Here is a 26,975-nt window from a genome sequence, read left to right on the forward strand (position 1 = left end):
TTGAATTTGTTGATTTGATGGCGGGTAAGCGAACGAAGCTGCCCTTGGATGCCGCTCCATCAAAGTCCGGTTTCATTGTGTGGCGGTGTCCTCAAAGCTGTTTCCAGCTCGACGCTCAAACTTGCGGCCAAATCAAAAAACCGTAGTCGCACAGTCTCGGCGTAGGGATTGGCCTTCTCAATCGCTTCGAATACTTCTGGTGCATCATGCTGAACCATTGAAATCGCCTCAGATAACAAGTCAAAGCTCTTCGTTGTCATGCGCGTTGGCAGCGGTCCCATTCTCAATAGCACTTTGGCGATAAGATGCGTGAGCCCCTGGACAACTGCTGCTTCCTGGTCGTGATCTTCTGGTGTCGTTATGATGACAGTCAGACCCAGAGCCTTGCGTAAAAACGCAGCCAGCCTCGCATGCCGTCTGCCCTGAATAGGGCAGATCGCAATTTTCAGACCCTCAATACCTGCCGCGGCACTCTGAGGACCGAACAACGGGTGAGATGCTACGATGTCTACATGGTCGGGTAGCCGCCGCCGCATGATTTCCGAGGGAACTACTTTGATTGAGCCAACATCGACAATCAGTGCGCCAGGTTTACAAGCAACGGCGATCTCGCTGACAACCTGCTCAAATGAGGACACCGGTGCCGCAATGAGGATCACATCAGCCTGCGATACTGAGTGCAACGATGAGAGAGTCACCCCAAGTTCCTGTGCGACCTTGGCAACGTCCGGGGACGGGTCGTAGGCTGTTGTTTGGAAATACTGGCCCAAATGAAGGGCTGCAAGTTGTCCGAATGCACCAAAACCCACGATGCCCAGCGACGTGTTTTGATTTCTGTTGTTGTTGTTCATTTTTCGACCTTTGAATATGCCGCCCGGCACAAGGTCGATTGTATGTTGACCGCTGTCAGGGGCAGCGGAAAACCAATGATAAATGACCCGCAGCTATAGAGGCTGGGGGTAATAGTCCTGCGATGCGAAGAACAATTTCATCATGACGTCAGCGATAAAGCACCCAAGATGGCAGAGTCAACGTGGTTGCCGCCTAGCAGCCATTGGCTGTGACGTAGCATTCTGGAGGTATGGGCTCTCTGTGGTCATGAGCCCAAGTTGACGGATGTTCCGCTATGAACGAATGTCGGTTTTTGTGGTCAATCAACAACGTGTCAAAACAAACGGAGTCTTGTTGGTTTGGTCGGGTTCAAATGCTTCCTGTCGAACAAAACCGCTCCATGCCAATTTCAACGTGTTATCAGGATGTTGACGACCTACAAATATCATCGATAGCTCGATTTCCTGCCAGAAGTTCACACCATGAGGCCATAATAGTGTCCATCAATAAGTTGCTAAGCCCGACCAACGGAAAAAATAGCTACATCATCGGAGCAGAATGGGGACAAGGTCGAACCGCTTTTGGTGGGGCTACTGCGGCTGTCATGTGCCATTTAGTTACGCAGCAACCCTCACCGGAAAGGAATATGATCTCCTTCTCTGTCACGTTTTGTGCCCCAGTAACGGTTGAGTCAGAGATTGAGATAGAAGTGGAGGCCTTGCGGCGCGGTAAGACGCTTGAACAGTATTCCGTGAGAGCAAAGCAAGACGGTGAGTTGCGGGCTCATGCCATTGCCGTTTTTGCCGGAACGGTCAACTCTGCAATCAAAATTTCTGCCGAAACCGCGCCGCTGCGACCAAACGACATCGCGATACCGGAACAGCGGCTGGCAGTGGGGCTGAATCCCCGGTTTGAAGCGAATTTTGACTATCGGTTTTACAAGGGCGGGCCGCTCTATAGCGGCTCGACCGATCGTGAGCACCTTGTTGGCATTTCATTCAAAAAACCGCCTTCAAGCAGGGGTTTGGCACATCTCGTCTGCCTTATGGATGCCTGCCCTCCGACACCGGCTCAGCAACTCAGTGAATACCACCCGCTCTCTACTGTTGTCTGGAACATGCATTTTCTACCGTGTGCGAAACATTTTGATCTTGCTCAAGGGATCATCATGTCAAGTTATGGTGAAGTTGGCATTGATGGGGCGCATTACCTGAATGAGCGGGTCTGGTCACATGCGGGTTTGCCGCTGGCCTTCAGCACCCAAAGTGTGATGATCTTCGGGTGATAGCTCGGTGTCAGAACGCCGGTCTCGCCTTTGTCTTACTGCAAATAACTGTTCAAGGGCGCTGCTTCATCTGGTCTCAAGCCACGACCGCAAGCCTTGAAAACACGTCTCAAATGTGCCGCCAGTAATGAGGCTAGGCAAATCCGATCCGTCCCGAGATAAGCCGCCATTCGCTTTAACTCAGCAAACGTCAGCTTCGTTCGCTTAGGCCGGGTCCCGGCGAAAACGCTGCAACCCCAAGTGCTGCGGCAAAGACAACAAAGTTCCAATCCAACATGGCGCTATTCCTCGGACAACAGATGGCTGTCTCTAGCACTCAAGTCTAACTCATTGGCTGCTTTCAACTGCGCGATGAATTCCGGCGTATCCGCACCGAAAATGCCGCCAACAGCCATATTCAACTCCAAGCCGGCTCTTTACACAAAATTCACAACTTGGTACCGAAGTACCTTTCCAGTTCCAAGGACAGATCCCGTGACGGACAACACAAAAGGATTGCTTTGGGCTCTGCTTGCCGCAGCGCTTTTTGCAGTTGTAATCGCTATGGCAAAAATTGCTGTCGTTGACTATCACGTCCTACAAATCCTGTTTTTTAGGCAGGTCGTCGTTTTCCTGTCATCGCTGCCTGACATCGCCAAGACGTTCCCAAATAGCCTGAAAACCCGGAGGATCGGGTTGCATACAGCGCGACTGATTGGAGCATTCACTGCACTCTCATGTGGTATCTGGGCCGTGGCTGTGCTTCCCCTTACGACAGCTACAACGCTTGCCTTTGCCCAAGTGTTTTTTGTGGCGATTCTTGCACTTGTCTTTCTGAAAGAACCCGTCGGATCGCACAGAATAGGAGCGGTCATCGTTGGATTCTTCGGTGTCGTGGTGGTGATGCGACCGGGCGTCGATGGCTTGATAGACATCTATTCACTCATCCCGCTGCTCGGAGCAGCCGGTGCGGCTGTAGCTGTCACTGCCGTACGCAAATTGAGTCAGACAGAGTCCACTGCGACTCTGTTGGTCTTTCAATCCGTGTTTGTCGGCTCACTGGCGGGAATACCATTGCTCTGGCTGTGGGTGACGCCTGATCTCTTCGGATGGCTGTTTCTGATCGCAATGGGCATTCTCGCGACGCTTGGTCAGTGGGTCGGCGTGCGCGCTTTGCGCTTGGGGGAGGCCAGCGTGGTTGGCAATATGGAATACAGTAAACTAGTCTATGCTGCCGTCCTAGGTTACGCCCTCTTTGGCGAGATCCCAGATGGCTTCACAATCACGGGAGCCACTATCATCGTCGCATCTTCAATTTACATCTTCAGACGAGAGCGGCGTCTGAAATCTTTATAGGTCTAGATCAGACATTCATGACCAAAGTTTGAACGACAGAAAGGTCCGCGAAGTGGTCCTTGACAGCAGAAAGCTGCAACAGATTTTTACTGCACTGCCGCTAAACTCTTGGGCGAGCTCGAACATTGAGCCGTCCAGAATCTGACGATCAGTGAGTTTATCCAACGCAAATCTTTGCGGACGTTCGTCACAGCGATGCCAATGACTGCTCGGAGAAGATCTCGCGCAACAGACTGAGATTCAGAACAAAACTGAAGCTCGCAGTAGTCCAACAAAATTCCGTTTCTTTTCAACCGAACAAGAGCTGATCTTCGTCGATCTTTTGAGTCCTGCACAATATCGTCGGGCTCTCTACAAGACGGATAACCAGTTAGCAATCTTCTGAAGCCACACTTAGTTCGCACCATCAGACCATATACTTAAGAATATCGTACCTGCCCAAATTCCGTCTTCAATGTCCCTTTGTGGCCCTGCCTGCTAACAGCATTCTACCTTAAATCCAGTCCTGCACAGCCAGTGCGAGGATGGTTCTTATGTTAACGAGTAAGCGAATAGCTCAAAGTTGCGCGGTCGCGATTACCTGCAGCCTGTTTCCAATTGCAGTACCGACAGCGGCCTTGGCAGGTAGCAAGGATATGCCAAATCCGCCGGTCATCTTCGATATCGCAAAACGAAAGAAAACGAAGCGACCCATCACGGACTGGCTGCGCTTCTCTGTTTATAGCCATCTGCGCTTTCTGGGAGAAAGCCAGATTGAGCGCGATGACGAAACCCCTGACCGCAAGGACGAATTCGCCGCCTATCTCGGATTTGTGGGGCGTGCGGATCTGGGGCGTGGTGTTACTGGCTTTGTAAACGCCGAGGTTAATGTGCGAGAAAAGCAGACGCACCAGCGTTCATACGATCGCATCATGCGACCCAGTGTCAAAGAAGCCCTTCTGTCCTTTCCGACCAGTGCCATTGGACAACTTAGCATCGGACGTCTGCGGTTGTCTGATCCACATAAATGGGTTGCTGATGCGTCAGTTAACGGGCTGCACTATGTCTCCAAATCCGGAGATAAAGCGTTTGAGTTTGCTGCTGTGCAAGGTACCCGAAATGTCACAGCAACCTATGTCTTGCTGCATAGGTCCCAGGCTTTTTCGGCGCGGCGCCAAGGTGCCTTTGCAGTTGTTGAACACGACGCGGAAGAATGCCGACTGCACCTGTCGGCCTACCTCGGTGATCAGACATCTTCGCGGTTTTCATATCAGCTGAATGCGGCCACCGTAGTCGGGAACGCGGCAGACGGGCGGTCTATCGGAGTCGGTATCGACGCGCGTTTCATCCAGAAAATCACGGCGGATCGTTGGAACCCGCAGATCACCTATGGTTTTGCCATCGGCACGCCGGGATTTCAGCAAAGCGGATTACACAGCAACAAGACAAAAGATGGCGGCCAAACGCAGTTTCATCGCTACGGCTATGTCTTTCAGCCGGAGTTGACCAATCTTGCAGTCGCTACTCTGGCTTACGGGTTACGCCCTTCACGGAAATTGTCGGTTGATCTGAGTGCTCATGTCTACCTGCAACCAAGTCTCACCACGTCCGGCCCTGATGCCAGGCTCAAAGGGGCCACGACCGGCGCGGCGCATTTCGTTGGATCTGAGATCAGTGTGGCAGGCGCCTGGCGACCAAGCAAGAAAACCAAACTCGAGATCGGTGCCGGCCGCTTCTTACCTGGCCCGGCCTATGCCGACCCCAGCAGTGCCAGCCGCGTCTACATGCGCCTGTCTGTCTATTTCTGATCCACAAAAGAGGACTTCCATCATGATACGCCATCTTTCGCTCGCCCTTTGTCTCAGCACAGCATTTTTGCCTGGTGGGGTGGCCGCAAGTGACACCAGCCTCTACGCAGAACCCGCACCTGAAGATGCCAGTTTTGTTCGGTTTGCGGGATTCGACGATGTGCAAACGGCGCAATTCGCCGGCAAATCATTCAACCTTTCTGACTCTGATGACATGGCGTATATTCCGGTGTCCTCCGCCGCTCTGGACGGGATTGCACCCGGGTCTTTCTTGACGGTGGTTCAGCAACCGGATGGTCGCCATGCCGTTATTCCTGAGGACAGCCGGGATGCCGCAGCCCGGGTCTATCTCTTTTTACTGAACGCAACAGATGATGTCTTGGAATTGCGCACGGCGGATGGGGCTGCACCGGTTATCGAAGATGTGACCCCGCTGACATCAGGCGCCCGCGCCGTCAACCCAGTTGCCATCGCCTTGGGGGTCTTTGCCAAGGGAGCCGCCACACCGCTCGTCACCTTCGATGTGACCTTGAAACGCGGCCAGAACCTCAGCTTCATCGCCGAGGCGTCCGGCATTCGGCTCGTGGAAAACCACTTCGGCCCCGTGGCCGAATAAACAGCCCTCACGGAGAGTTCCGATGATCTTTTCCAGCGCAATCTTCGTCTTCGGGTTTTTACCCTTGTTCCTGACGGTCTATTACATGGTCCCGGCGCGCGCCCGATCATTGGTGATCCTGCTGGGCAGCTACGCATTCTATGGCTGGTGGAGGCTGGACTATCTCGCTCTCGTCTTTGGCATGTCGCTGGTCAGCTACGGTGCAGCACAGGTTGCACATTCTGCAAGAAAAGATGCAGCCAAGATTTGGGCCGTCCGCCTTGGCGTAGCCTTTGATCTCGCCGTTTTAGGATACTTCAAATACACGATGTTCGTGATGTCTGGGCTCAACGATCTCTCGGTCGCGCTTGGCGGCGGTGACATCACGGTACCGTCGATCATCCTGCCGATCGGCATAAGTTTTCATACCTTCCAGTCGATCAGCTACATCATCGACGTGGCGCGCAAGGATGCACCACCCGCCCGAAATCTGATTGATTTTCTGGCCTTCGGCGCGCTCTTTCCGCAGCTGATTGCCGGACCTGTTCTACGGTACAAGGACCTCGCTGACCAATTCATGCAGCGATCTCATTCGGCCGCCCAGTTCCTGCAAGGGGTGGGCCGGTTTGCGCAAGGGTTGGCGATGAAATTGCTCATCGCGGACAATGTCGCGCCACTTGCGGACAGGGTCTTTGCGCTGCCCGACCCCACAGCAGCGGAAGCCTGGTTGGGTGCAGTGGCCTACGCCATTCAACTTCTGTTCGATTTCGCGGGCTACTCGGCCATGGCCATCGGTTTGGGCCTGATGATCGGCTTTCGATTCACCGAGAACTTCGATGCACCCTACACCAGCCAGTCCATTACCGAGTTCTGGAGGCGCTGGCACATCAGCTTGTCACATTGGCTGCGCGACTACCTTTACCTGCCACTGGGCGGCAACCGTCGCGGTGGGCGCAGGACCTACGTCAACCTCATGTTGACAATGGTGTTGGGTGGGCTGTGGCACGGGGCAAACTGGACCTTCCTGCTTTGGGGGGCATGGCACGGACTTTGGCTGGCGATCGAACGCACCCTGGGCGCAAGATCCGGCGAAACGATATGGCCGCGCGGGCTGGGCTGGCCGGTGACAATGCTGCTGGTGCTGATCGGTTGGGTGATGTTCCGGGCAGAAACCGTCGCACAGGCCTTGGATATCTATGTCGGAATGTCAGGTCTGAACGGTTGGTCCATCACTCCGGACATCGCTTGGCAAATCCAGCCCACCGAGCTGACAGCGCTCGCCGTAGGCGCATCACTCAGCGTGCGCGGGGTATGGTTTGCGCAAGTTTTGACCCGCACTCCTGACCCTCTGCGTACTGCCGGTACTTGCGGCTTGATGGGCATCGCTTGTCTCGCACTTGTGGCGCAAAGTCACTCGCCGTTTCTTTATTTCCAGTTCTGAGGAGGCTGCAATGATTTCCCCAATTTCACTTCAACACCTCGCATCCTGCGGTTTCGTCCTTTCGCTTGCGGCAGTTGGTATCTTCAGCCACACGAGCGCGGACCTCGATGTAATACCATCGGACATCATCAGGGGCTCTCTCCAGACACAATATGAAGACGCGTTCGTTGCCGCCAACCCGCTGGAGCGGTTTGCGGTGACGACCCTCGGCGCTCTTCGGTACGGTCTGTTCGGGCAAGCGTCCAAGGGCGCTCTGGTCGGACGAAACGGATGGCTGTTCACAGCTGAGGAGCTGGAGCAAAATACAGGCTTCAACGCAAACATCGACGCGGCCGCCTCGCGGGTCGCCGACGTAAGTCTGGAGATGGCAAGGCGCGGGATTTCCCTTGTGCCCGTCATTGTCCCGGACAAAGCCGAGGTCTACGCAGATCAGCTTGATCGCGCCAGACCCGTCAATACCACAAAGCGCAGAGACCGTTTTGTCGCAGCTTTGAACGCGAAAGGCATCGCGACACTCGATGCAACGACAGTCTTGAAGACTGCCCGCCAAAACGGTGACACCTTCATGCGCACCGACACGCATTGGTCACCAAACGGCAGCCGAGCCGTTGCCGAAGCGATTGCTGATCGCGTAGCAGAAAGCGGCATCATATTCTCATCAGCAGCAGTTTCGATGGAAAACACCGGCAGCGCAAATTTCGACGGAGATCTGCTGCGGTATGTGCCAACTGGCGCACTACGATCCTGGATTGGCCCCGCGACTGAGCAGATCGACCGCTTCTCGACCACGATAGAGGCAAAAGGGGGCCTGTTCGACAGCCCCAGTATTGATGTGGTGTTGGTTGGGACCAGTTTCAGCGCGCGGCCTGACTGGCACTTCGCGGACTTCTTGAAACACGCGCTGCAAGCCGATGTTCTCAATTTTGCGGAAGAAGGGCGCGGTCCCTTCGCGCCAATGCAGGAATTTCTAGCGTCGGACTTTTTTCAAAACTCACCTCCAAAACTCGTCATCTGGGAAATCCCGGTGCGCTATACCTCCAAGGAAATGATCCAATGAAAAACCTGCTGAAATCCGTAGCCCTGATCGCTGGGCTCTCCCTCCCTGTCGTAACCTCCGCTGCGCCGTATTGTGCCGCACTGGCGAACCTCGAAGACTTGCCAACGAAGTATCAGAAACGCGGGCCGTTTTATTCCGACGCGGACGCCGGCTGGATTGTCAGTGCTGACCAGTTGAAGTCTGGCTTTATGGTGTCGCAGGAGGCGGTCCGTCTGTGGCAAATGATTGCGGCTGAGTTTGAAAGGCGCGGGACTGAGCTTGTCGTCTTGGCAGCGCCCCCCCGACCACTCTTTGTGCCTGAAGAATCTTCGGAAAGCTTGGAATTGAAGGATGCTTTCGACCGCGGCGGGATGGCACGCAATTTCTCTGCCTACATTGCGGCACTGAACGCGGCGGGGATACTCGCACCTGATCTTTCGGTCCTAGCGGGCGGCGAAGCAGCCGGAGACTACTATTTTAAACGCGACACCCATTGGACACCTGTGGGCGCGGCCTTGTCAGCTGCGCATCTGCGTCAGTCCATCGACGGGACGCCAGCAGGCGAAACCCTACAGTCCGTGCCTTTCTCTGCAAGCTATCAGGAGAAAGGCTCTCTGAGCCACGTCGCGGAACAGGCCTGCGGCGCGCGGCCCCTGCCTGAGACTGCTGTGGCACCTGTCTTCGCCAAGGCCGGTTCGGTAGACGCTCTGTTATCAGACACCTTCACAGGACCGCGCGTTGCACTTGTTGGCACAAGCTTCTCAAACCGCTACCAACGCGATGCCTATCAGGTAGCGGACGCGCTCGCGCATGCACTTGATGCAGACGTCAAAAACTACGCCATTGCCGGAGGAGGTCTTGCTGGCTCCATGTCGGGCTTCATCCAAAGTGGTGCGCTTGAGAGCGCACAATATGAAATGGTGGTATGGGAAACGCCCTACACGGCACCGCTCACGCAGGTGGATGGCTTGCGTCAGATCCTTGGTGAAATGCTGGCGCAATCGGCAACCAACTTTGATGCTGTGCAATCTGCTCAGGTGGGCAATGATTGGCTCTCGATCGGGCACGAATTTTCACTGGCGGACCACGCCGGATTGCAAATCATCGTGCCCGGTCAGTCCACCGGGACGCTTACCGTCGAACTGATCGATGAAGATGGGGAGAAGACCCGCATCAAACTGACCAAATCGGATCGCGCGGACCCCGCACTTCGAACCGACAGCTGGGGCCTCGCGTTTGGCGGACTTGCACCAAAACGCATCGAGAGGATCAAGCTTCGCCTTTTGGGAGAAGCTGCTAAAGACGCGCAGGTTCGTCTTTTCAACTGACAAAAGCCGTTTTCTGGCAGGGCGCTATACCAAAGTATAGTATTCTATACGGCTGCCTTGTCGCCTAACGCCTGGGATCAGCATATCCAAGCGACTGAACCCCACAGAGCCGATGGAGCCATCATGACTTTTTGCAAGACTGCCCTTTTTGCCAGCACAGTTGTTGCCGGGCTGGCGACCAACGCAATTGCCGACCAACTGCCCATTCCGGCAGGACCGGTTCTGCTGACGCTTTCGGGCGAGCTCGCACATGAAACCACCGATGGTACTGTGACGCTCGATTTGGAGATGCTGAAGGAAATGGACCCCACCGTTTTCACCACCTCGACCATCTGGATGGAAGAGGAGGTCGAGTTCACCGGGGTACCCCTGCGCGACCTGCTGGACTATGCAGGCGCGCAAGGTGCCACGATCGGCGCCGTCGCACTCAATGACTACAAGGTCGATATTCCCGCTGACGAAATCAGCGCAACCACCCCGATCGTCGCCTATCTGATGAACGGGGAAGAGATGTCGCCGCGTGGAAAAGGGCCACTCTGGATCGTATACCCTTACGACGACAGCCCTGATTATCGCACTGAAGTCATCTATTCACGTTCTATTTGGCAGCTTGATCGTATAGTGTCGAGCGATTGACGCGAACCGCCCGTTCCCAGCATGAGGATGGCCTCTGACGTGGTAAACAAGGAAGTTCTCCTCCGACGTGGCATTCCGCTGGGGGTCATCTTTACCGGAATGGCGCTGCTGATCGGTCTGTTTTTGTCAATCACACAGCGCATGAACGATCTCCGCGAAGCGCCTGGCGACAATCTGACCTGGACACTATCGCAGGTCGAAGTCGATGTATTGCTGCTGACCGACGAGGCTTTGCTTGCGCAACAGAAAGACGATCCTGATCTTGCAACCCTGCGCCGTCGGTTTGACAATGCCTATAGTCGGACCGCCAGCATTGCCGAAAGCCGGGTCTTTGCCGAGATGCGACGGGACGATACCTTTGCCACGCAACTGGACGCGCTGCTCAACTATCTGGACCAGCTGGCAATCATCGTAGACGGACCTGACCCGGAACTTGCAAGGCGTTTGCAAGAGGTCTGGGCGCTGTCCAACACTATTCGCGAAGACGCCCACGACATCGCTTTGACAGGTATCTCACTCCGGTCCGAAGCCTCTGATGCGGAGCGCGCGGACTTCGGGCGGTTGTTGTTCGCGGCAGCCGCCATAAGTATTGCGTTGATCCTCTTTCTGGGTTTCATGCTGTTCGTTTTGTTGCGCCAGTTTCGAATTCATCGCGAAATATCTGAGACGGCGGAACGCGCCAACTCTCGCTTGAAATCCAGCTTTGACGTATCGCTCGATGCAATCATTGTCGCGGATGACCGCGGCGTCATTCTGGACTACAGCGGCGCTGCAGAATCCGTGTTTGGCTTTACCAGAGATGAGGCCATTGGTGCTCCGATGTCCGACCTAATCGTTCCACATCAACACCGCGCAGCCCATCAGGCGGGAATGGAGCGTTTCAACAAAACCGGCGAGGCGCGGCTTGTTGGGCAAGGACGGATAGAGATCACCGCCCTGCGCAAGTCGGGCGAGGAATTTCCGGTCGAGATTTCTATCGGGATGGCGAAGGACCATCGCGGTACAATCTTTATCTCCTATCTGCGCGACATCACGGAACGACTAGCCGCCGAGGAGAACCTCAAGCGCGCCCGCGACGAGGCGTTGCAAGCTGAACAGGCAAAGTCGAATTTCCTGGCCGTTATGAGCCATGAGATGCGCACGCCGCTGAACGGTATTTTCGGCACAATCGAGCTGTTGCAGAATACCAGGTTGGGCAAGACGCAATCGGGATATCTGGGGATTGCAAAGCAGTCGGCCGATATTCTGCTTTACCATGTCAACAACGTGTTAGATGTCGCGCGTATGGATGTAGGCAAGCTGGAGCTGGTCGACGACACGTTCGAACTAACGCAGTTTTTCAAAGACATCGTGACAACCAACGAAACCACGGCGTACGCTCATAGCAACACCTTGCGACTGGATCTTGGCTCCATGGAACGCTGTCATGTGGTGGCCGACGAACAACGCCTGCGGCAGGTGGCTTATAATTTGGTCAGTAATGCGCTGAAGTTTACGGACCACGGCGAGGTCACCCTTTGTGCCCGGATCATTGAGGTCGCAGATGGGGAACACACGTTAGAGTTTTCCGTGACTGACACGGGTGTGGGGATTCATCCTGAGGATCAGACCCGCGTCTTTGACCGCTTTTTCACGCAGGAAAAATCCTACGATCGCCTTGCCTCGGGTGCAGGGCTTGGACTGACGATCTGTCGTCAGCTTGTGGATATGATGGAGGGTGAGATTAACCTCAGGAGCGTCGTTGACAAAGGCAGTACATTTACGGTGCGCGTGCCCCTGCGCATGGCAACCGACCTTTCCCCATCACAACCTGCTTTGGAGGCGCCGGTAGATGCATCGGAGATGAACGGGAAAGAGGTGCTGCTGGTGGAGGACAATGCGATCAATCGTATTATCGTACGCCAGATGCTCACCTCAAAGGGCATCCGTGTTACCGAAGCGCACAATGGACAAGAGGCTGTAGACCGGGCGCACGAGCACGCCTATGCGGCAATTCTGATGGACGTAAGTATGCCGGTGATGAATGGCGTCGACGCGACAGAAGTTATCCGGGATGCCGATACGCCCAACAGACAGGTGCCGATTATCGGTCTCACCGCTCACGCGCTTAAAGACGAACAAGCACGATTTCTGGCGGCAGGCATGGATATGTGCCTCAATAAGCCGGTATCACAGGCAGAACTGTTACGCGCGCTTGTCGCCGTCATCACCAAAGCGGATCCAGCGTCAAACAAATTGAAGGACAGCAAAACGTCAGAGTTGCTTGACGCACAGATCTTCGGCGACCTGAAAGACGTGTTTGACCAGAACCGGTTAGGCAAGCTCGTGAACGATTTCGAAGGAGAGATTTCAGGCCTGCTCAATGTTGTTCCAGAGCTATTGACCCAATCGAACCTGTCCGAATTGGCGGCGCGCACCCATAAGTCCATCGGATCGGCGGGCATGATCGGCGCGGTCTCTTTACAAAGTAAGTTGCGCCGTTTGGAACAGGCCGCGAAGGCCAACGATATGGCGGCGGCTGAAGACGCGGCGATGAAGGCAAAAGACGCATGGGACGCTACGGCCAAGGCGCTTCGCTTGGCCTCGGGATAACCTATCCCGAAGGATAGTGCCCCCTAGGCCTTTGCGTGCGGCACTGTCCGGCTGCACGCCCGTAACATTACCATATTCCTGCTACCCAGTTGGCGTGAGAGTCGCCGAATTTTCGGCTAAAACCTGGAGTATGCAATGAACATTCGCCACGAATGTCCTATGCCGGATCTGTCCCTTTCTGTGACAGCGCCGCTGCATCTGCACAAGGCCAACGGGTGCCGTATTGAGGTGCAGCGCTGGTCGCTGGCCGGCATCTGGGTTACCAACGCGGAGACTGATTTAGCCGGCGACGTTATCCTGTCAGTCCCCTTTCAAGGGGTTGAGATCTCGTTTCCGATCTGGCTCGCTGCGGGCGAGAGTGACGGTCACTACAGGTTCGAAAACCTCACTGTTCGACAACGCGAGACGCTCGCGACATTCCACCAGGGTGTATTGTCCGGACAGATGGTTTCTACGCCTGAGATGATCACCAGCCTCGATACGCCTGTCGATTTGGTCCCTATGGGCGAAACCGATGCAGAGCAATCTGCCGGGCGTGCGGCGGCCAAACCCCGTTGGCTGCGCATGGTTTGGAACATTCTATTCTACACGGGGCTCGCTGCGGTATTGGTGGGCTTTCTGGGCGCGCAAATCTGGCAGCGCCTAAGTCGAATTGAACTGGAACACGCGCGTTTCACAGCCCCCGTCATCGAATACATGGCTCCCGATACGGGCTTTGTCGCGCAACTGAACGCGACAGTTGGCGAAGACGTTTCCGCCGGTGATATTCTGGTCAGGATCGAAGACCCGGACCGCGAAAGCGATGTTGAGGAAGTGCGCGCCGAAGTTATGCTGGCCGAACGCCGATTGCGGGCTGCAGAGGAGCGCAGAACGCGGCATTTGACGCTGCGAGAGACCCGCCGTGCGGTTCTATGGGAGGCGTTCAAGCAGGTCTGGAAGCCCTGGCGGTTCCAAGATCCACACGCCTCGAACTATCCTCCAGAATTGGAAGAGGCCTGGTTCGCGCTTTACGAATTTGACCATGGCCGCGACACAGAGGCAGGCGGGTACTTCGATATGCTGGCAGTGCTGGACGCCACCGTGGAAGATCGGCGGCTCGATCTGCGGCGCTGGAAGCGCGAGTTGCGCCACCGCAAAGCCGCCGCCGACAAACTGGTTATTCGGGCGCACGCTGATGGTACAGTCTTTGCCGTACACACTGCCAGGGGCAGTTTCACGCAACGCGGCGCAGTTGTGGTGGAACTTGAAGAACGAACCCCGCGAACGGCTGCGGCCTGGCTGGACGACAGTATGGCGACCCGCGTTTATCTGGGGATGCCGGCGTTGATCACCTATACGTATCGTGGTCAGGTCTCAGAGGCCAATGGTACCGTGACTGATATTCAGGCGGGTACCGATGTGGCGCGGCCTGACAGGTTCGGCATGGTTCTGACGATCAAGGCAGATAATGCCGGCGTGCTCAACACCCGCAAATGGTTCCGCCGGAATGCACCGGCGCAGATTTCGCTGCAACGTCGCCCGTTTTGGCACCGAGGCGCAGATGAAAGCACCTGAGACAGACTACGCCTTCGAAAAGCACTTGGATAGTTGGCTCAGGCAGTTGTCCGGGCCTGCACCTACCGGCTTGGCCAAGTGGCCGATGGATCGGTTGGTGCAACTTGCCGTGTTGCTGAGTGTGCTTGTCGCCGCCATGGTTTTCTGGCCAAACAACTTCTTTCATCCCGACCTGATGCAGATCACGTTTGTTCTGGGCTCGCTTGGTATTTGGCGCTTCGGCTGGTGGTTCACCCATGCGGTTCGCGCCGAGGTATATGCCAGGAGCCGGTGGCCGCGCATGCGGCAGCGCGCCGATGCCGTGTGGCGCGCGGGCTGGCGGCCGCGCCGACTGCACATCCAGATGACCACGTACTATGAAGAGCCCGCCATCACCCGGCGTGTCATCGGCTCTATTCTGGGGCAGATCAGACGCGAGGGCATTCCCACGACGCTCTGGATCGGGACCGGGTCTTCCTACGATGAGGAAATCATCACTCATTTTGTGCGAACCCATGGGGCTGACCTTGATGCGGAACTGGTGTTCCTGCGGCAGAACCAACCGGGCAAACGCATGGCCATTGGTATGATCCTGCGGGCCATGAACCGGGCGGGCATCAAACCCGATGATCTGGTAATCTTCATGGATGGCGATGCGGTCTACGGTTCTGACGTGTTGGAGAAAACCTGTTCGATGTTCGGGGCGGACCCCGAATTGCAGGCGCTCACCACGAATGAAGAAGTGCTGTGCTATGGACCGGATTGGATTCAGAGCTGGCTGTCGATGCGCTTTGCTCAAAGACGTCTTGCCATGCAAAGCCACGCGATGTCGGATCGTGTTTTGACTTTGACCGGGCGTATGAGCGTCTTTCGGGCGCGTCACATCATCGACGAAAAATTCATCCGCACAATCGAAGCAGATCACCTGGATCACTGGCTCTGGGGCCGGTTCCGGTTTCTATCTGGCGATGACAAGAGCACCTGGTATCACCTGCTGAGCAAGCGCGCCAAGATGACGTATGTGCCGGATGCCTGTGTCTATACGATTGAGCAGATCGACGGCTCAGGCACAGGCCGCATGGTTCAGAACTTCCGCCGCTGGTCGGGCAATATGCTGCGCAATGGCACGCGAGCCATCGCCCTGGGCCCGCGTGTCGCCAAACCGTTCATCTGGTGGTGCCTTGTGGATCAGCGCATCGCCATGTGGACCATGCTGGTCAGCCCGACACTGGCTCTGCTCACGCTCTTTGTGGAACCGGCCTATCTGCTGCACTGCCTCATCTGGATCGTGCTGAGCCGGACCATCCTGTGTCTTTTCCTGTTCCGCTATGCGCGCAGTACAGATCTGACGTGGCCGTTCATTCTCTACTTTAACCAGATCATCAATGCCGGGGTCAAAGTCTACATGATCTTTCATCTTAGCAAACAGAAATGGTCCAACCGCGGCAATCAAACTGCAGGCAATGGCACAGGGCTGCGCGACAAGCTGCAGAATGCCATGGCCAAATTTCAGCTGATTACCGCCGTGACCGCCTTCATCACCGGCTTGGCGCTGTACATAGGATTGCTTGATCTGCCGGGTGGCTTTTAGCGACTATACCTCCGCATAGCACGACGATGCTTCGGCGCGTTCATTTCTTCTTTTGGGCCCGCACTGACTGGGAAAAAGTTGGGTAAAACGATCGCATCCGCCCAACCGGGCACTGTGTGAGTGAAAAGGAATGTTCCCATGATCTATCCCGTTATCCTCTGCGGTGGCAGTGGTACCCGCCTGTGGCCCCTGTCGCGCAAGAGCTACCCCAAACAATTTGCGCCGCTGCAGGGCGACACGAGCCTGTTTCAGCAGACGCTCGAGCGTGTGCAGCATGATATCTTTGCAAGCCCAATCATCATGACAGGTGCCGACTATCGCTTTATCGTAGCAGAACAGCTTCAGGCTGCAGGTGTTACTGATCCGACGATCATGATCGAACCCGAAGCACGCAACACGGCACCGGCGATCCTGGCGGCCGCGCTTAGTTTGCAGGATCAGCCCAACGCATTGATGCTGGTGATGCCATCCGATCACGCGATTGCTGATGAAGCGGCGTTCCTGGCCGCGATCGCGACGGGCCGTGGCGCCGCCGAGGCGGGCCAACTTGTGACCTTCGGGGTCAGACCTGACCGAGTGGAAACGGGATATGGGTATCTCGAACTGTCGAACATCAGCGGCCATGAAAACGCGATTCAACCTCTGCATGCTTTTGTTGAGAAGCCGGACAAAGCACTGGCAGAAACCTTCCTGGCCTCAGGTAAGCACCTGTGGAACGCGGGTATATTCATGTTTCGTGTCGCGGAAATTCTGCAAGTTTTTGAGGTGCTGTGCCCAAGCTTGCTGATGCCCTGTCGTCGCGCCGTTGAGGGCGGGTCCCGCGATTTGGACTTTTTCCGGCTCGATGCCGCGCCCTATAAAATGGCCGAAGATATCTCCATTGATTATGCGGTAATGGAGGCTTGTGAAACTCTCTGTGTCGTTCCAATGGAGTGCGGGTGGTCAGATTTGGGCAGTTGGTCCTCGGTTTGGCAGGCAGGTGACGCAGATCAAAATGGCGTGGTTCAGAGCGGCAATACCATGGCCGTCGACTGCGAGGACACGCTGTTACGCTCTGAAAGTGACGGGGTAGAGCTGGTGGGTATCGGCCTCAAGAATATTACGGCCATAGCCATGGGCGATGCCGTGCTCGTAGCCGACATGCGGCAGACTCAAGCCGTGAAATCCGCCGTTGCCAGTCTCAAGGCGAAACAGGTCAAGCAGGCTGAAACGTTCCCGAAGGATCACCGCCCCTGGGGGTACTTTGAGACCTTGTCCCTGGGCGAGCGGTTCCAGGTCAAACAGATCGTTGTGCATCCCGGTGCTGCGCTCTCCTTGCAAAGCCACATGCACCGATCCGAGCATTGGATCGTCGTGCACGGGTCGGCCAGTGTGACCGTTGATGAGGACGTGAAACTGATTTCGGAAAACGAGTCTGTCTATATCCCACTCGGCGCTGTGCATCGCTTGGAAAACCCAGGCAAGGTGCCGCTTCACCTGATCGAGGTGCAGACCGGTGCCTATCTCGGAGAGGATGATATCGTGCGATATGAAGATATCTACGCGCGAGACAAAGCCGCATAAGACCAACAAGAACAAGCACTCTCACACCACCTACAGCGGCGCCCTCGGGCGCCGTTTTTTTATGGGTCAGCCCTCCTATCCCTAAGGATAGCCGCGCCATACAAAGTTTTGCGCAGCTATACGAGGGTGGAAAAGACTGTTCAGAAACAGCGGGTTAAAACAACCTCAGTAACGAGTAAAGGATTGGTACCATGTTCGACAGCCCCCATGTATTCGCCCAAAACACAGCCGTTTCCCCTCTGCGGTTGGTTGATGAAAAACCCGCCATCAGTGTCATTGGTCTTGGATATGTGGGGGCTGTCTCCACGGCCTGCTTGTCTAGCCTTGGGCACCGCGTCATCGGGGTGGACATCGACCCGGTAAAGGTCAACGCAATCGCCACAGGGCAATCGCCGATCCATGAACGCGATCTTGACGGGTTGTTGGATGACGGCGTCCGGGCCGGGCTCGTTTCTGCCACCGATGACCTGGAACAGGCGGTGGTCGACACCGACGTGACCTTTGTCTCCGTGGGTACGCCTACGGCTGCCGATGGTGGATGTGACCACAGCTATATCGACGCCGCCGCCCGCGCCATTGGCGCTGGCCTGAAACGCAAACAGGAATTCCACGTCGTGGTGATGCGCTGCTCCATCCCGCCGGGGGTGACCATGGGGTTCATGGCGCCGATCATCGAGGAGGTCTCGGGCCTGCGGGTCGGTGTGGATTTCGGTGTGTGCTTCAACCCGGAATTTTTGCGCGAAGGCGTGGCCATCGATGATTTTAACGCCCCTCCCAAGACGGTGATTGGTGCGAACGATGATCGCAGCGCGCGCATCTTGTCGCGCATATACGAAGCGGTTGACGAAAATCCCATTGTGACATCCGTCGAGACCGCCGAAATGGTCAAATATGTCGACAACGTCTGGCACGCGACCAAGGTCTGTTTTGCAAATGAAGTGGGTCGGCTGTGCAAACCCCTGAGCGTCGACAGCCATGATGTAATGGACATTTTTGTTCAGGACACAAAGCTGAACCTATCGCCTTATTACCTGAAACCCGGCTTTGCCTATGGTGGGTCCTGCCTGCCCAAGGAAGTGCGCGCCGTGGCCCATATCGCACAAGCGCAAGGCGTCGATCTGCCGATGATCCGCAGTCTCGATCAATCTAACAAAAGCCATATCGAAAGCGCGTTGGACATGGTGCGCGATACCGGTGCAAAGACCGTCGGCGTGCTTGGCCTCGCGTTTAAACCCGGTACCGACGATCTGCGCGAAAGCCCGATCCTCGAGGTCATCGCAGCACTGAATGCCGAAGGGGTTGAAGTGGTCGTACATGACCCCGCCATTACTCCCGACACGCCGCTCGCGGGGCAACTCGCCTACGTGCGTCACGGCAGTTCCGGACTTCAAGCGCTCGCAAAGGACTTGCCCGGCATGATGCGCACGGATTTGGCAGAGGTCACCAACGGTGCCGACGCGTTGATCGTCACGCATGCCAATCCAGCCTATCGCGCGGCGGTCCTCGCTGCTGGCGACACGCCGGTTATCGATGTCGTTCGGGTGGCGCAAACTGCACCTGCTTCACCCGCCTACCGTGGAATTGGCTGGTAACGCGACCGGCTCAAGGAAATCACTGTAAATCGTAAAGGAAGTATTCTCCATGTCTGTTCCCCAGAACCAGACCCTGCAGATCGGCACCCATTTGTCCGAAGAATTGCAGGGCACCAACGATACCGACTATGTCGTCGGCCTGTCCGGCGACGACCGCATCCAGTCAACCAAGGGGGACGATGTCGTCTTTGGTGACTTCATGGACACCAACCTGCTGGCTGGCACCAATGATGCGACCAGTTTCGCCCAATATGCAGAGACTGGCGCATGGGCGGTCAGCACCGGTCCGGATGGTCATTCCAGCATGACCCAATCGGTTGAAACACGCCCGGGCGAGCTTTATGCAATCAGCTTCGACATGGCCGCGAATTATGGCGCTGGCTCTGTCAGCGGGGCGGTTGAAGTTCTGTGGAATGGCACGGTCATTGATACGTTCGACACCAACAGCGCCAGCTTCTCGGCCCATGACATTACATTCGAAGGCATTGACGGGATTGGTGACTTAACGTTCCGTTCAATCGAGAGCACAAGCGACAGCGGACCGGTCATCCACACCGACGCGCCCGTATTCTACTATGAAAAAGAGATGCAAATTGGCGGGCAACCCGTTGAGGTGAAGGCTTTTGCCGAAGGACAAGCCAATATCTATCAGGTGATAAACGGCACGCTGCAGGTCTTTGATCCGGAGGCCGGCACATACACGCTGGCGGGGGAAAAGGCGACCGTCACTGTGAACGCCATCGGCTTCAATGCACAGGACGACATGATTTATGGCCTCGCGGTCTCCGATGGCACGGATAGCCTTGACAACGACGTCAACAGTTCTGATCTGATCATGCTGGACGCCGCCGGTGCCAGTTATCGGGTCGGGACCACGCCCTATCGGTCCTGGACCGGTGATTTCGACGCAGACGGAAATCTCTGGGCGTTCCAGTCCAGTATGGACCGTCTGACAATGATCGACGTCGACAACGTGGACGCGGAGGGGGCCGTGGTCACGCAGACCTTCCCATTCCCGAAATCCATGATTACCGACCAGCTATGGGATGTGGCGTTTGATGCCGCCACCAGCTCTTTCTACGGGGCGACGCGGCCAAAATCAGAGGGCGGCGTCAGCATGCTCTACCAGATTGACATCTCAACCGTCGCCGATGGCGGTGTGCCCATCATCACGACCACACCCATCACGGGCACGCTGATCGACGGCGCGCCGGAAGATGGTGTGCCGCAGATTACCTTTGGCGCCGCAATCCACGACGCGGATGGCAACCTCTACATTGGCGGCAATGGCGGTGATCATGATATGAACGACGCCACCGCGACGGCGGGCGGTATCTACCGCGTGGTCCGCGCGCCAGATGGCACTGATGCGCACCTGGAACTGATGGCCACGAGCCCGAAGTCCTATTCCAACGACGGCACCGCAGATCCCCGCGCCATGGATCCGTTTACCCAGGTGGACCGTTCGGCCTCTGTTCTGATCCGCGATCTGAATGTCTCCGTCACGACGGGCGGCGACACCACCTATGACGACACGGTCGAAGCCGGTGCAGGCGCAGATATAGCAAACGGCGGGATCGGGAATGACGACATCGCAGGTCAAAGCGGCAACGACACCCTTTACGGGAGTGACGGCAATGATCGGCTCTTTGGCGGAAATGCTGATCAGGCAGGGCCGAGCGCAACCTATACCTATGATCAGTTTGGGAACCGCTATGATGCTAATGGCATCCTGATGCCGGAAGAAAACGATATCCTTTTCGGCGGGTCGGGTGCGGATTTCATCCACGGGGGTGCTGGCAATGATCAGCTGGATGGCGGCATTGATAGCGATGAGTTGGTTGGTGGGTCTGGCTTTGACACCCTCAAGGGCGGCTCTGGCAATGATGTCCTGTCAGGCGGATCGGAGAATGATCTGTTGCAGGGGGGCGAGGGCGACGATGTCCTGATCGGCGGCTCGGGTCAGGACGACCTGCAAGGGGAGGCTGGAACAGATACCTTGAGGGGTGGCGAAGGCGACGACCACATGGATGGCGGCGCCGGTAATGACCTCCTGAACGGTGGTCTTGGAAATGACCATCTGGACGGCGGTCAGGGCGACGACACCCTGGAAGGCAGTACGGGCGATGATGTCCTGGTCGACGGATACGGCACGAACACGCTGGATGGCGGCTCTGGCAATGATCAACTTACGGGCGGTATCGGTGTCGATCTGCTGATTGGCGGCTCCGGTGATGATGTTTTATCGGGTGGAGGTGCGCGCGACGTGCTGAAAGGCGGCACAGGTAATGACATCCTCGATGGCGGCGCCGATAAGGACAAGCTCTACGGCGGCAGCGGCAACGATGTCATCAACGGCGGCTCGGGCAGCGACTACATCAATGCATCCAAAGGTGATGACATTGTGGATGCAGGCGCAGGTCGTGACAAAATCCTACTGGGCGCTGGAAATGATGTTGCCACGGGCGGCAGCGATACCGACTGGTTTGTTTTCCGCGATGAAGACACCGATGGCGGGACGGATACGATCCTCGATTTCACCTGCGACGGTATTGAAAACGACCGGCTTGATTTCCGCCTGCTCAATCTTCTTGCCACTGACCAATCACAACAGGACTGGATCGATCAACATGTGGTGCAGAATGCGGACTACAGCGTAAGCGTCGACACTGGTGGTCTCACGGTCAATCTGTTGGACCACAATGATCTGAATGAGGATTTCTTCTTTCAGGTATGCGACGGGTTTGAATTCTGAGTTCGGAACGGCGGGTCAGAACAGGCCCGCCTCTTTCGCGATCATTGCTGCATGGGTTCGATTCTTGGCGTCCAACTTACGACACAACGTTTTGACATGCAGCTTGATGGTGACTTCCTGCAAATCAATTTCGCGCGCGATTTCCTTGTTCGCCAGACCGCGAGTCAGGCAAGACAATACTTGCAACTCTCGTGCTGTGAGCACGTCTTTTAGAGGATGCGCAACCTCTTCTGCGGCCTGCGTCATGAAGTCAATCGGAGCGTATTTTTCTCCCATTGCCATGAAACGGATTGCATTCACCAAGGACTTTGCGGCCATGGTCTTCGGCAAGAATCCAGCCGCACCAAGCTCCAACGCCTCTTCCGCGACCGCTTTGTTTGCGGAACCCGAGATCAAAGCAACAGGTCGGGGACGCACAGCGTCCATGATTTTTTGCAAGCCTGCCAGACCATCCATCCCCGGCATTTCATAGTCCAGCAAAACAAGATCAAACGGGTCATGCGCGATCAGCAGCTTCTCGACCCCGGCGAGGTCGCTTGACTGAACCACCTTGTATCCGTCTTCTTTCTCAATGAACGCCGCAATCGTTTCGCGAACCAATTCATGATCATCTGCTAGTAGGATCCGCAACTCAGTTCCTCGTTTTCATCTGAGTGACTCCGCAGGGAAAAGGCTCGCCTGTGGACTTCCTTATCTTGTCTAACCTAACAAACTGTCAAGCTGGCCATCTACAATCTGCACCTTGGCCGACGTGCACAATTTGCTCTTCGCGGTTTCAAAAAATGCCTCGCAACCGCTGAAAAAGAGACTTTTCCGCCTCGCACAAATCCGTGGTGCGAGGTCTGTTTTTTAAGACCGTCTTTGCGACAAACCCTCAGTCCGAATAGGAGAAAATGCAAGGCAAAATGAGTACTCATGTTAGTCGTACTGAAGATGATCAATTTTGCGGCTTTCATTTTCGCGACATCAAAGGAACGGGCGAACAAAGGATTGCTTTGCACGTTAGCTACACGTGTTAAACGATCTGTTTCTCAGCCTGCCAAAAGGCCTCTTTTGAATATCTGTCGTGTAGAAATTTTGGAAAATCCCGCAACTGCTGCGAAGGTCAGCTTTCCGTCGTTCTATGGAGAAACAACGTGTTGGCACCAGTCAACCGACCGGAGCAGTAAGATGTCAGCAGAGAGCCCAAAACAACCCATGCGGCGCGGTGCACCAACGTCAGCATTGTGCTGAAACAACGCCCAGCCATTCCCCGAAAAATCGTCTCTTGTGCTTTCAATAAAGTCCGTTTTTGCTTGCAATGTCTTCGAATATGAAAGGAACAAACTGTGTCAAAACGGACAATTAAAGACACTGACAAATCACGCAACATTCAGGTCGCAGTCACTGGTGATATGAGCCTAGACGACATGGAAGTTGTTTTGGCCAACGTAAGCGCAGAGCTAGGTTTGACCCTGTCACATATCACGACTCTGAGTCGCAATAAGTATCCCAACAACCGTCATTGGCATTTCAAGGAAGACCTCAAAGCTAAGGGATGTTTGGACGTGACGTATTGGCTCGAAGGAGCACTGTTCTGGATCACCATCAGAAACTACGAACCCGATTGGGTTCACCAGTCGGGCAAGAAAATGGCCGCGCTAGTTGAAAAAAGGCTGGCAGATATTCGATAACGTCCAACAAAGCCGCCATCGGAACTGCTCTGACGAACGGCGGCAAAGTCCCGCTTACCAGTCATCAAGTCAACAAATTCAGTGACCGCTTTGGGCTGGCGCCCGTCAACCGACCAAAACTGTCAGACGATCGCTGTGAGCCCACCTTGCCGGGTGCTGCGGAGCGCACGAAGGTCCGCTTAGGTGGATCGCGTTGCGGCTTCAGCATCGTTTTCTATACGGGCTTAGACCCTGTCGCTGGCGCGTTCTGAAAGCCAGTCCAGAGGCTATTTCAACGGCCGATCCCTTCTACTCGGTCGTTTCGACACTTCGATAGGGCACACATATCTGCGACAACAGGAAGCTGCCCCAAAACAGACTTGCCGGTTGGATAAGTCTATGCTTATGTATTGATATGGCTGAGAACGATATTTTCCGAGCTTTGGCAGACCCGACCCGCCGCGCGATCTTTGAGAAGCTGGCGGCAGGGAGCATGAACGCCAGTGCCTTGCGCAAGGGCATGGAAATAAGTCAACCGGCAATGTCGCAACACCTTTCCATCCTGCGGGATGCGAAACTCGTGAGACAAGAACGCCAGGGGCGTTTTGTGAACTACGAAGTCGATCCAGAGGGCCTGACTCTCATCGTTCATTGGCTGGCGAAGTATCACACTTTTTGGCCGAGCCGCATCGCAGATCTCAAAGTCTTGCTGAAGGAAATAGATCAATGAACGAAGAACAGACCAAGGAACAGGATTGCGGCATCGAGCTGGAATTTGACTTGGACGATCCGCCGCAAAAGGTCTGGCGCGCTCTCAGCATCCCCGAGTTTCGGGAAAGGTGGTTGCCTGAGGAGGTGTTGGCCGACCCCGATGCGATCAGCGTCACCCCCGGCCAGGAAGTCCGCTACAGGCTGCGCGAGGATAGCCGGCCTTTCCTGGAAAGCACCGTCACATTCACAATCACCCCGAATGCGACTGGCGGAACTTGCCTTCGGATCGTCCACGAGCTTACGGACGCGAGGTTTGACCGAACGGCGGGGGGCGCCGCCAACAACAACGGCTCGCCAATCATGCTCGCCGCCTGAAATGGCGGGTCTCATCCCACTCGCTTGAAAGAAGGTGCAATGATGGTTGCAACGCGTGAAGTCACCTATGACGTGGATGGCCTGAGTATGATCGGTTATCTGGCGCAGCCGAATGGCCCGGGGCCCTGGCCAGCAGTGCTGATAGGCCATGATGGGGTCGGCCTTGAGGAATACCAACGGCAACGGGTCGATGATCTGGCCGCGCATGGCTACCTGGCGTTGGCCATGGAGTATCACGGCGGCGAGGTGTTCTTTGATCGACCTGATGCGATGCTGTCCCGCATTATGCCTTTGTTGGCCGATGTCGAACGGCTGCGGTCTATCGGTCGTGCCGCGTTCGATGTTCTGTTGGCACAACCAGGTGTCGACCCTGATCGCATTGCCGCTCTCGGCTATGGCGCTGGCGGTAGGATCGTGCTCGAGCTCGCGCGGGCCGGTGTCCCATTCAAGGCTATCGCGGTCGTGCATTCCGCCTTTCCGGACAACAAGGTTGAAGAATGGTCCAACTTTGCTGGTACCTTCCTGCTATGCACGGGCTCCGAAGACCCCATCTGCACCCCCGAGCAGATACTGACTTTCGGTCGCGCGCTTCAGGAGGCCGGGATCGACTGGCGTGCCGAAATCTACGGGGGAGCCGAGCACGCCTTCTGGGCGCAACCGAGAAAGCCGGATGGATCGCTTGCAGAGGGGACCGCTCACAGCATGACCACCGTGCCCGGCGTCAGCTATGATCCAAAGGCTACGATGCACGCATGGCGCGCGGTGCTCGATCTATTTGGCGAAACCTTTTAGGTATTAGCGCCAACTTTCCTTGTGTTCCGGAAGGGCTGCATCGCAAGTATGCCCATCTAGAATTGCGGACGAAAGCGGATTTTCGGTTCCATAAATCGAACGGCAGCAAAGTCCGCATTGTGTGAGTTCAACCACCAACTGATTTTTCCGTTGCAGCTAAAGTCCGGTTCGACGGGCCGCAGCGCAGCATGGCAGAGGATGAAGGCTTGAAACGCGGCGATCCTAGTATGCTGTTTCAAGATTCCTGCTTTTTTGAACGCAAATGCATTGACGAAACGTCAAAACTACAGAAAGGTTGTTATATGAAACTCACGTCCCGTATCGTAAAACAAGTGACGTGATGAAAGGGAGAACATGAATGACTAAGAAGACAGTAACAGGGTTTATCGCGGGCACCATGATGGCGATGACCGGACAGGCCGCAGTTGCAGACGGGCATGGTGAGATCACGGTTGCGTATTTCCTTGAATGGCCCATGCCGTTCCTGGCGGCTAAAGCCTCGGGCGCCTTCGAAGAGGCGCTTGGCAAGAAGGTGAACTGGGTTTCCTTCGAGACCGGTACGGCGATGTCGGCGGCGATGGCCTCCGGCGACGTGCAGATTGCCGTATCTCAGGGGGTGCCGCCGTTTGTTGTGGCGACTTCCGGTGGACAGGATCTTCAAATCATTGATGTGGCGGTGAGTTATTCGGAGAATGATAACTGCGTTGTGCATGCTGATCTGGAGATCGACAAAGAGACAGCAGGGGAACTGGCTGGCAAGAAGGTTGCCGTGCCGCTGGGCACCGCCGCGCACTACGGCTTCCTGCGCCAGATGGACCATTTTGGCGTCGACATTGCGTCCTTGCAGGTCGTTGACATGGCGCCGCCGGAAGGTGCCGCGGCCCTGAGTCAAAAGGCCGTTGATTTCGCCTGTGGGTATGGCGGCGGTCTGACGCGGATGCAGGAATACGGTAATGTACTGCTGACCGGTGCAGAGAAGGAAGAGGTCGGTATTCTGGTGTTTGACGTGATTTCCGCGCCAGCCTCCTACATTGCCGAGAATGGTGACGAGGTGGCTACATTCCTGTCTGTCGTGACCCAGGAAAACGAGCGCTACAACTCCGGTGCGGGCGGCGAAGAGATGGTTGCTGCATTGGCTAAGGAAGCGGGCATGGATCTGGACGCGGCCAAGAACGCTCTCGCGGGCATGAAGATGCTGCCAGCGGACGTGGCGTTGTCGGATGCCTGGCTTGGGAAAAACGCGGCGACCTTCATGAAGGGCGTGGCGGACGTCTTTGTCGAAGCGGGTTCTATCGATAAAGCTTTGGACAGCTATGAGGGCGCAATCAACACTGGCCCGCTTGAAGCTGCCAAAGACATGTAGAAGACAGCAAATGCGGCCCCTCGGGGCCGCATTGTTTTTTAGCCGCGCCGCATTTGAGACAGGGTAAACCTGTCCGTTGGCTTCGTTGCCGGAGCCGGAAAGCCAGGGACCATATGACTGGATTATCCATAAACAATTTATCGATGCGCTTTGAGTTGCCGAATGGCGATCATGTGCAGGCG

Annotated in this window: 21 protein-coding genes; 19 read left to right on the forward strand and 2 right to left on the reverse strand. The window is 55.8% G+C overall.

What is annotated here, in order from left to right; all coding sequences use genetic code 11:
• Positions 1-59: 59 nt before the first annotated feature.
• A complete protein-coding gene (locus tag Q1A07_RS19745; RefSeq protein ID WP_299783795.1) occupies positions 60-851 on the reverse strand; it encodes a prephenate dehydrogenase in 792 nt (263 codons plus the stop codon).
• A 476-nt stretch (positions 852-1,327) separates the two neighbouring features.
• On the opposite strand from Q1A07_RS19745, the gene Q1A07_RS19750 reads away from it, so the two are divergent.
• The 14 genes from Q1A07_RS19750 (at position 1,328) to Q1A07_RS19815 (ending at position 21,900) form a co-directional block, all read left to right on the forward strand.
• On the forward strand, positions 1,328-2,116 hold the full coding sequence (locus Q1A07_RS19750) for a thioesterase family protein (RefSeq protein ID WP_299783797.1): 789 nt from the start codon (positions 1,328-1,330) through the stop codon (positions 2,114-2,116).
• A gap of 474 nt (positions 2,117-2,590) precedes the next feature.
• Complete coding sequence (locus Q1A07_RS19755) at positions 2,591-3,451, forward strand: DMT family transporter (RefSeq protein ID WP_299783799.1); 861 nt, start codon at positions 2,591-2,593, stop codon at positions 3,449-3,451.
• 533 nt (positions 3,452-3,984) lie between these two features.
• Complete coding sequence (locus tag Q1A07_RS19760; RefSeq protein WP_299783801.1) at positions 3,985-5,238, forward strand: alginate export family protein; 1,254 nt, start codon at positions 3,985-3,987, stop codon at positions 5,236-5,238.
• Between the two features lie 22 nt (positions 5,239-5,260).
• On the forward strand, positions 5,261-5,854 hold the full coding sequence (locus tag Q1A07_RS19765; RefSeq protein WP_299783803.1) for an alginate O-acetyltransferase AlgF: 594 nt from the start codon (positions 5,261-5,263) through the stop codon (positions 5,852-5,854).
• 22 nt (positions 5,855-5,876) lie between these two features.
• Positions 5,877-7,274, forward strand: a complete 1,398-nt coding sequence (locus Q1A07_RS19770) for an MBOAT family protein (protein WP_299783805.1) — start codon at positions 5,877-5,879, stop codon at positions 7,272-7,274.
• Between the two features lie 10 nt (positions 7,275-7,284).
• Complete coding sequence (locus Q1A07_RS19775) at positions 7,285-8,331, forward strand: hypothetical protein (RefSeq protein WP_299783807.1); 1,047 nt, start codon at positions 7,285-7,287, stop codon at positions 8,329-8,331.
• Positions 8,328-9,638 carry a hypothetical protein gene (locus tag Q1A07_RS19780; RefSeq protein WP_299783809.1) on the forward strand — a complete coding sequence of 437 codons (1,311 nt, stop codon included), beginning with the start codon at positions 8,328-8,330 and terminating at the stop codon, positions 9,636-9,638. Before Q1A07_RS19775 ends, Q1A07_RS19780 begins: the two co-directional genes overlap by 4 nt.
• A gap of 123 nt (positions 9,639-9,761) precedes the next feature.
• Positions 9,762-10,274 (forward strand): molybdopterin-dependent oxidoreductase, encoded by a 513-nt coding sequence (locus tag Q1A07_RS19785; RefSeq protein ID WP_299783811.1) that lies wholly within the window; start codon positions 9,762-9,764, stop codon positions 10,272-10,274.
• Positions 10,275-10,613: 339 nt separating this feature from the next.
• Entirely contained in the window at positions 10,614-12,866 is a 2,253-nt protein-coding gene (locus Q1A07_RS19790; RefSeq protein WP_299783813.1) for a PAS domain-containing hybrid sensor histidine kinase/response regulator, read from the forward strand.
• Positions 12,867-13,025: 159 nt separating this feature from the next.
• Positions 13,026-14,420, forward strand: a complete 1,395-nt coding sequence (locus Q1A07_RS19795) for an HlyD family efflux transporter periplasmic adaptor subunit (RefSeq protein ID WP_299783815.1) — start codon at positions 13,026-13,028, stop codon at positions 14,418-14,420.
• Positions 14,407-15,990 carry a glycosyltransferase gene (locus Q1A07_RS19800; protein WP_299783817.1) on the forward strand — a complete coding sequence of 528 codons (1,584 nt, stop codon included), beginning with the start codon at positions 14,407-14,409 and terminating at the stop codon, positions 15,988-15,990. Before Q1A07_RS19795 ends, Q1A07_RS19800 begins: the two co-directional genes overlap by 14 nt.
• Positions 15,991-16,128: 138 nt before the next feature.
• Entirely contained in the window at positions 16,129-17,553 is a 1,425-nt protein-coding gene (locus Q1A07_RS19805; RefSeq protein ID WP_299783819.1) for a mannose-1-phosphate guanylyltransferase/mannose-6-phosphate isomerase, read from the forward strand.
• 191 nt (positions 17,554-17,744) lie between these two features.
• Entirely contained in the window at positions 17,745-19,145 is a 1,401-nt protein-coding gene (locus Q1A07_RS19810) for a nucleotide sugar dehydrogenase (protein WP_299783821.1), read from the forward strand.
• Positions 19,146-19,194: 49 nt separating this feature from the next.
• Positions 19,195-21,900 (forward strand): calcium-binding protein, encoded by a 2,706-nt coding sequence (locus Q1A07_RS19815; protein ID WP_299783823.1) that lies wholly within the window; start codon positions 19,195-19,197, stop codon positions 21,898-21,900.
• Positions 21,901-21,915: 15 nt separating this feature from the next.
• Here Q1A07_RS19815 and Q1A07_RS19820 read toward each other — a convergent pair whose 3' ends face one another.
• Positions 21,916-22,530 carry a response regulator transcription factor gene (locus Q1A07_RS19820; protein WP_299783825.1) on the reverse strand — a complete coding sequence of 205 codons (615 nt, stop codon included), beginning with the start codon at positions 22,528-22,530 and terminating at the stop codon, positions 21,916-21,918.
• Between the two features lie 698 nt (positions 22,531-23,228).
• Here Q1A07_RS19820 and Q1A07_RS19825 point away from each other — a divergent pair.
• The 5 genes from Q1A07_RS19825 (at position 23,229) to Q1A07_RS19845 (ending at position 26,793) form a co-directional block, all read left to right on the forward strand.
• Positions 23,229-23,573 (forward strand): hypothetical protein, encoded by a 345-nt coding sequence (locus Q1A07_RS19825; RefSeq protein ID WP_299783827.1) that lies wholly within the window; start codon positions 23,229-23,231, stop codon positions 23,571-23,573.
• A 394-nt stretch (positions 23,574-23,967) separates the two neighbouring features.
• Positions 23,968-24,282, forward strand: coding sequence for a metalloregulator ArsR/SmtB family transcription factor (locus Q1A07_RS19830; RefSeq protein ID WP_299783829.1), 315 nt, complete (start codon positions 23,968-23,970; stop codon positions 24,280-24,282).
• Positions 24,279-24,638, forward strand: a complete 360-nt coding sequence (locus Q1A07_RS19835; RefSeq protein WP_299783831.1) for a hypothetical protein — start codon at positions 24,279-24,281, stop codon at positions 24,636-24,638. The genes Q1A07_RS19830 and Q1A07_RS19835 overlap by 4 nt, the downstream gene beginning before the upstream one ends.
• A 39-nt stretch (positions 24,639-24,677) precedes the next feature.
• Entirely contained in the window at positions 24,678-25,430 is a 753-nt protein-coding gene (locus Q1A07_RS19840; protein ID WP_299783833.1) for a dienelactone hydrolase family protein, read from the forward strand.
• 358 nt (positions 25,431-25,788) lie between these two features.
• A complete protein-coding gene (locus Q1A07_RS19845; RefSeq protein WP_299783835.1) occupies positions 25,789-26,793 on the forward strand; it encodes an ABC transporter substrate-binding protein in 1,005 nt (334 codons plus the stop codon).
• Positions 26,794-26,975 lie beyond the last annotated feature (182 nt).

Source organism: uncultured Roseobacter sp. (assembly GCF_947492555.1).
Classification (GTDB): Bacteria; Pseudomonadota; Alphaproteobacteria; order Rhodobacterales; family Rhodobacteraceae; genus Roseobacter.

Excerpts from the sequence above, each read along its gene's own strand:
- Q1A07_RS19760 (WP_299783801.1), top strand. The coding sequence starts at position 3,985 with ATGTTAACGAGTAAGCGAATAGCTCAAAGTTGCGCGGTCGCGATTACC.
- Q1A07_RS19775 (WP_299783807.1), top strand. The coding sequence starts at position 7,285 with ATGATTTCCCCAATTTCACTTCAACACCTCGCATCCTGCGGTTTCGTC.
- Q1A07_RS19800 (WP_299783817.1), top strand. The coding sequence starts at position 14,407 with ATGAAAGCACCTGAGACAGACTACGCCTTCGAAAAGCACTTGGATAGT.
- Q1A07_RS19765 (WP_299783803.1), top strand. The coding sequence starts at position 5,261 with ATGATACGCCATCTTTCGCTCGCCCTTTGTCTCAGCACAGCATTTTTG.
- Q1A07_RS19845 (WP_299783835.1), top strand. The coding sequence starts at position 25,789 with ATGACTAAGAAGACAGTAACAGGGTTTATCGCGGGCACCATGATGGCG.
- Q1A07_RS19815 (WP_299783823.1), top strand. The coding sequence starts at position 19,195 with ATGTCTGTTCCCCAGAACCAGACCCTGCAGATCGGCACCCATTTGTCC.
- Q1A07_RS19780 (WP_299783809.1), top strand. The coding sequence starts at position 8,328 with ATGAAAAACCTGCTGAAATCCGTAGCCCTGATCGCTGGGCTCTCCCTC.
- Q1A07_RS19835 (WP_299783831.1), top strand. The coding sequence starts at position 24,279 with ATGAACGAAGAACAGACCAAGGAACAGGATTGCGGCATCGAGCTGGAA.
- Q1A07_RS19785 (WP_299783811.1), top strand. The coding sequence starts at position 9,762 with ATGACTTTTTGCAAGACTGCCCTTTTTGCCAGCACAGTTGTTGCCGGG.
- Q1A07_RS19790 (WP_299783813.1), top strand. The coding sequence starts at position 10,614 with ATGCGACGGGACGATACCTTTGCCACGCAACTGGACGCGCTGCTCAAC.
- Q1A07_RS19770 (WP_299783805.1), top strand. The coding sequence starts at position 5,877 with ATGATCTTTTCCAGCGCAATCTTCGTCTTCGGGTTTTTACCCTTGTTC.
- Q1A07_RS19830 (WP_299783829.1), top strand. The coding sequence starts at position 23,968 with ATGGCTGAGAACGATATTTTCCGAGCTTTGGCAGACCCGACCCGCCGC.
- Q1A07_RS19810 (WP_299783821.1), top strand. The coding sequence starts at position 17,745 with ATGTTCGACAGCCCCCATGTATTCGCCCAAAACACAGCCGTTTCCCCT.
- Q1A07_RS19805 (WP_299783819.1), top strand. The coding sequence starts at position 16,129 with ATGATCTATCCCGTTATCCTCTGCGGTGGCAGTGGTACCCGCCTGTGG.
- Q1A07_RS19795 (WP_299783815.1), top strand. The coding sequence starts at position 13,026 with ATGCCGGATCTGTCCCTTTCTGTGACAGCGCCGCTGCATCTGCACAAG.
- Q1A07_RS19745 (WP_299783795.1), bottom strand. The coding sequence starts at position 851 with ATGAACAACAACAACAGAAATCAAAACACGTCGCTGGGCATCGTGGGT.
- Q1A07_RS19840 (WP_299783833.1), top strand. The coding sequence starts at position 24,678 with ATGATGGTTGCAACGCGTGAAGTCACCTATGACGTGGATGGCCTGAGT.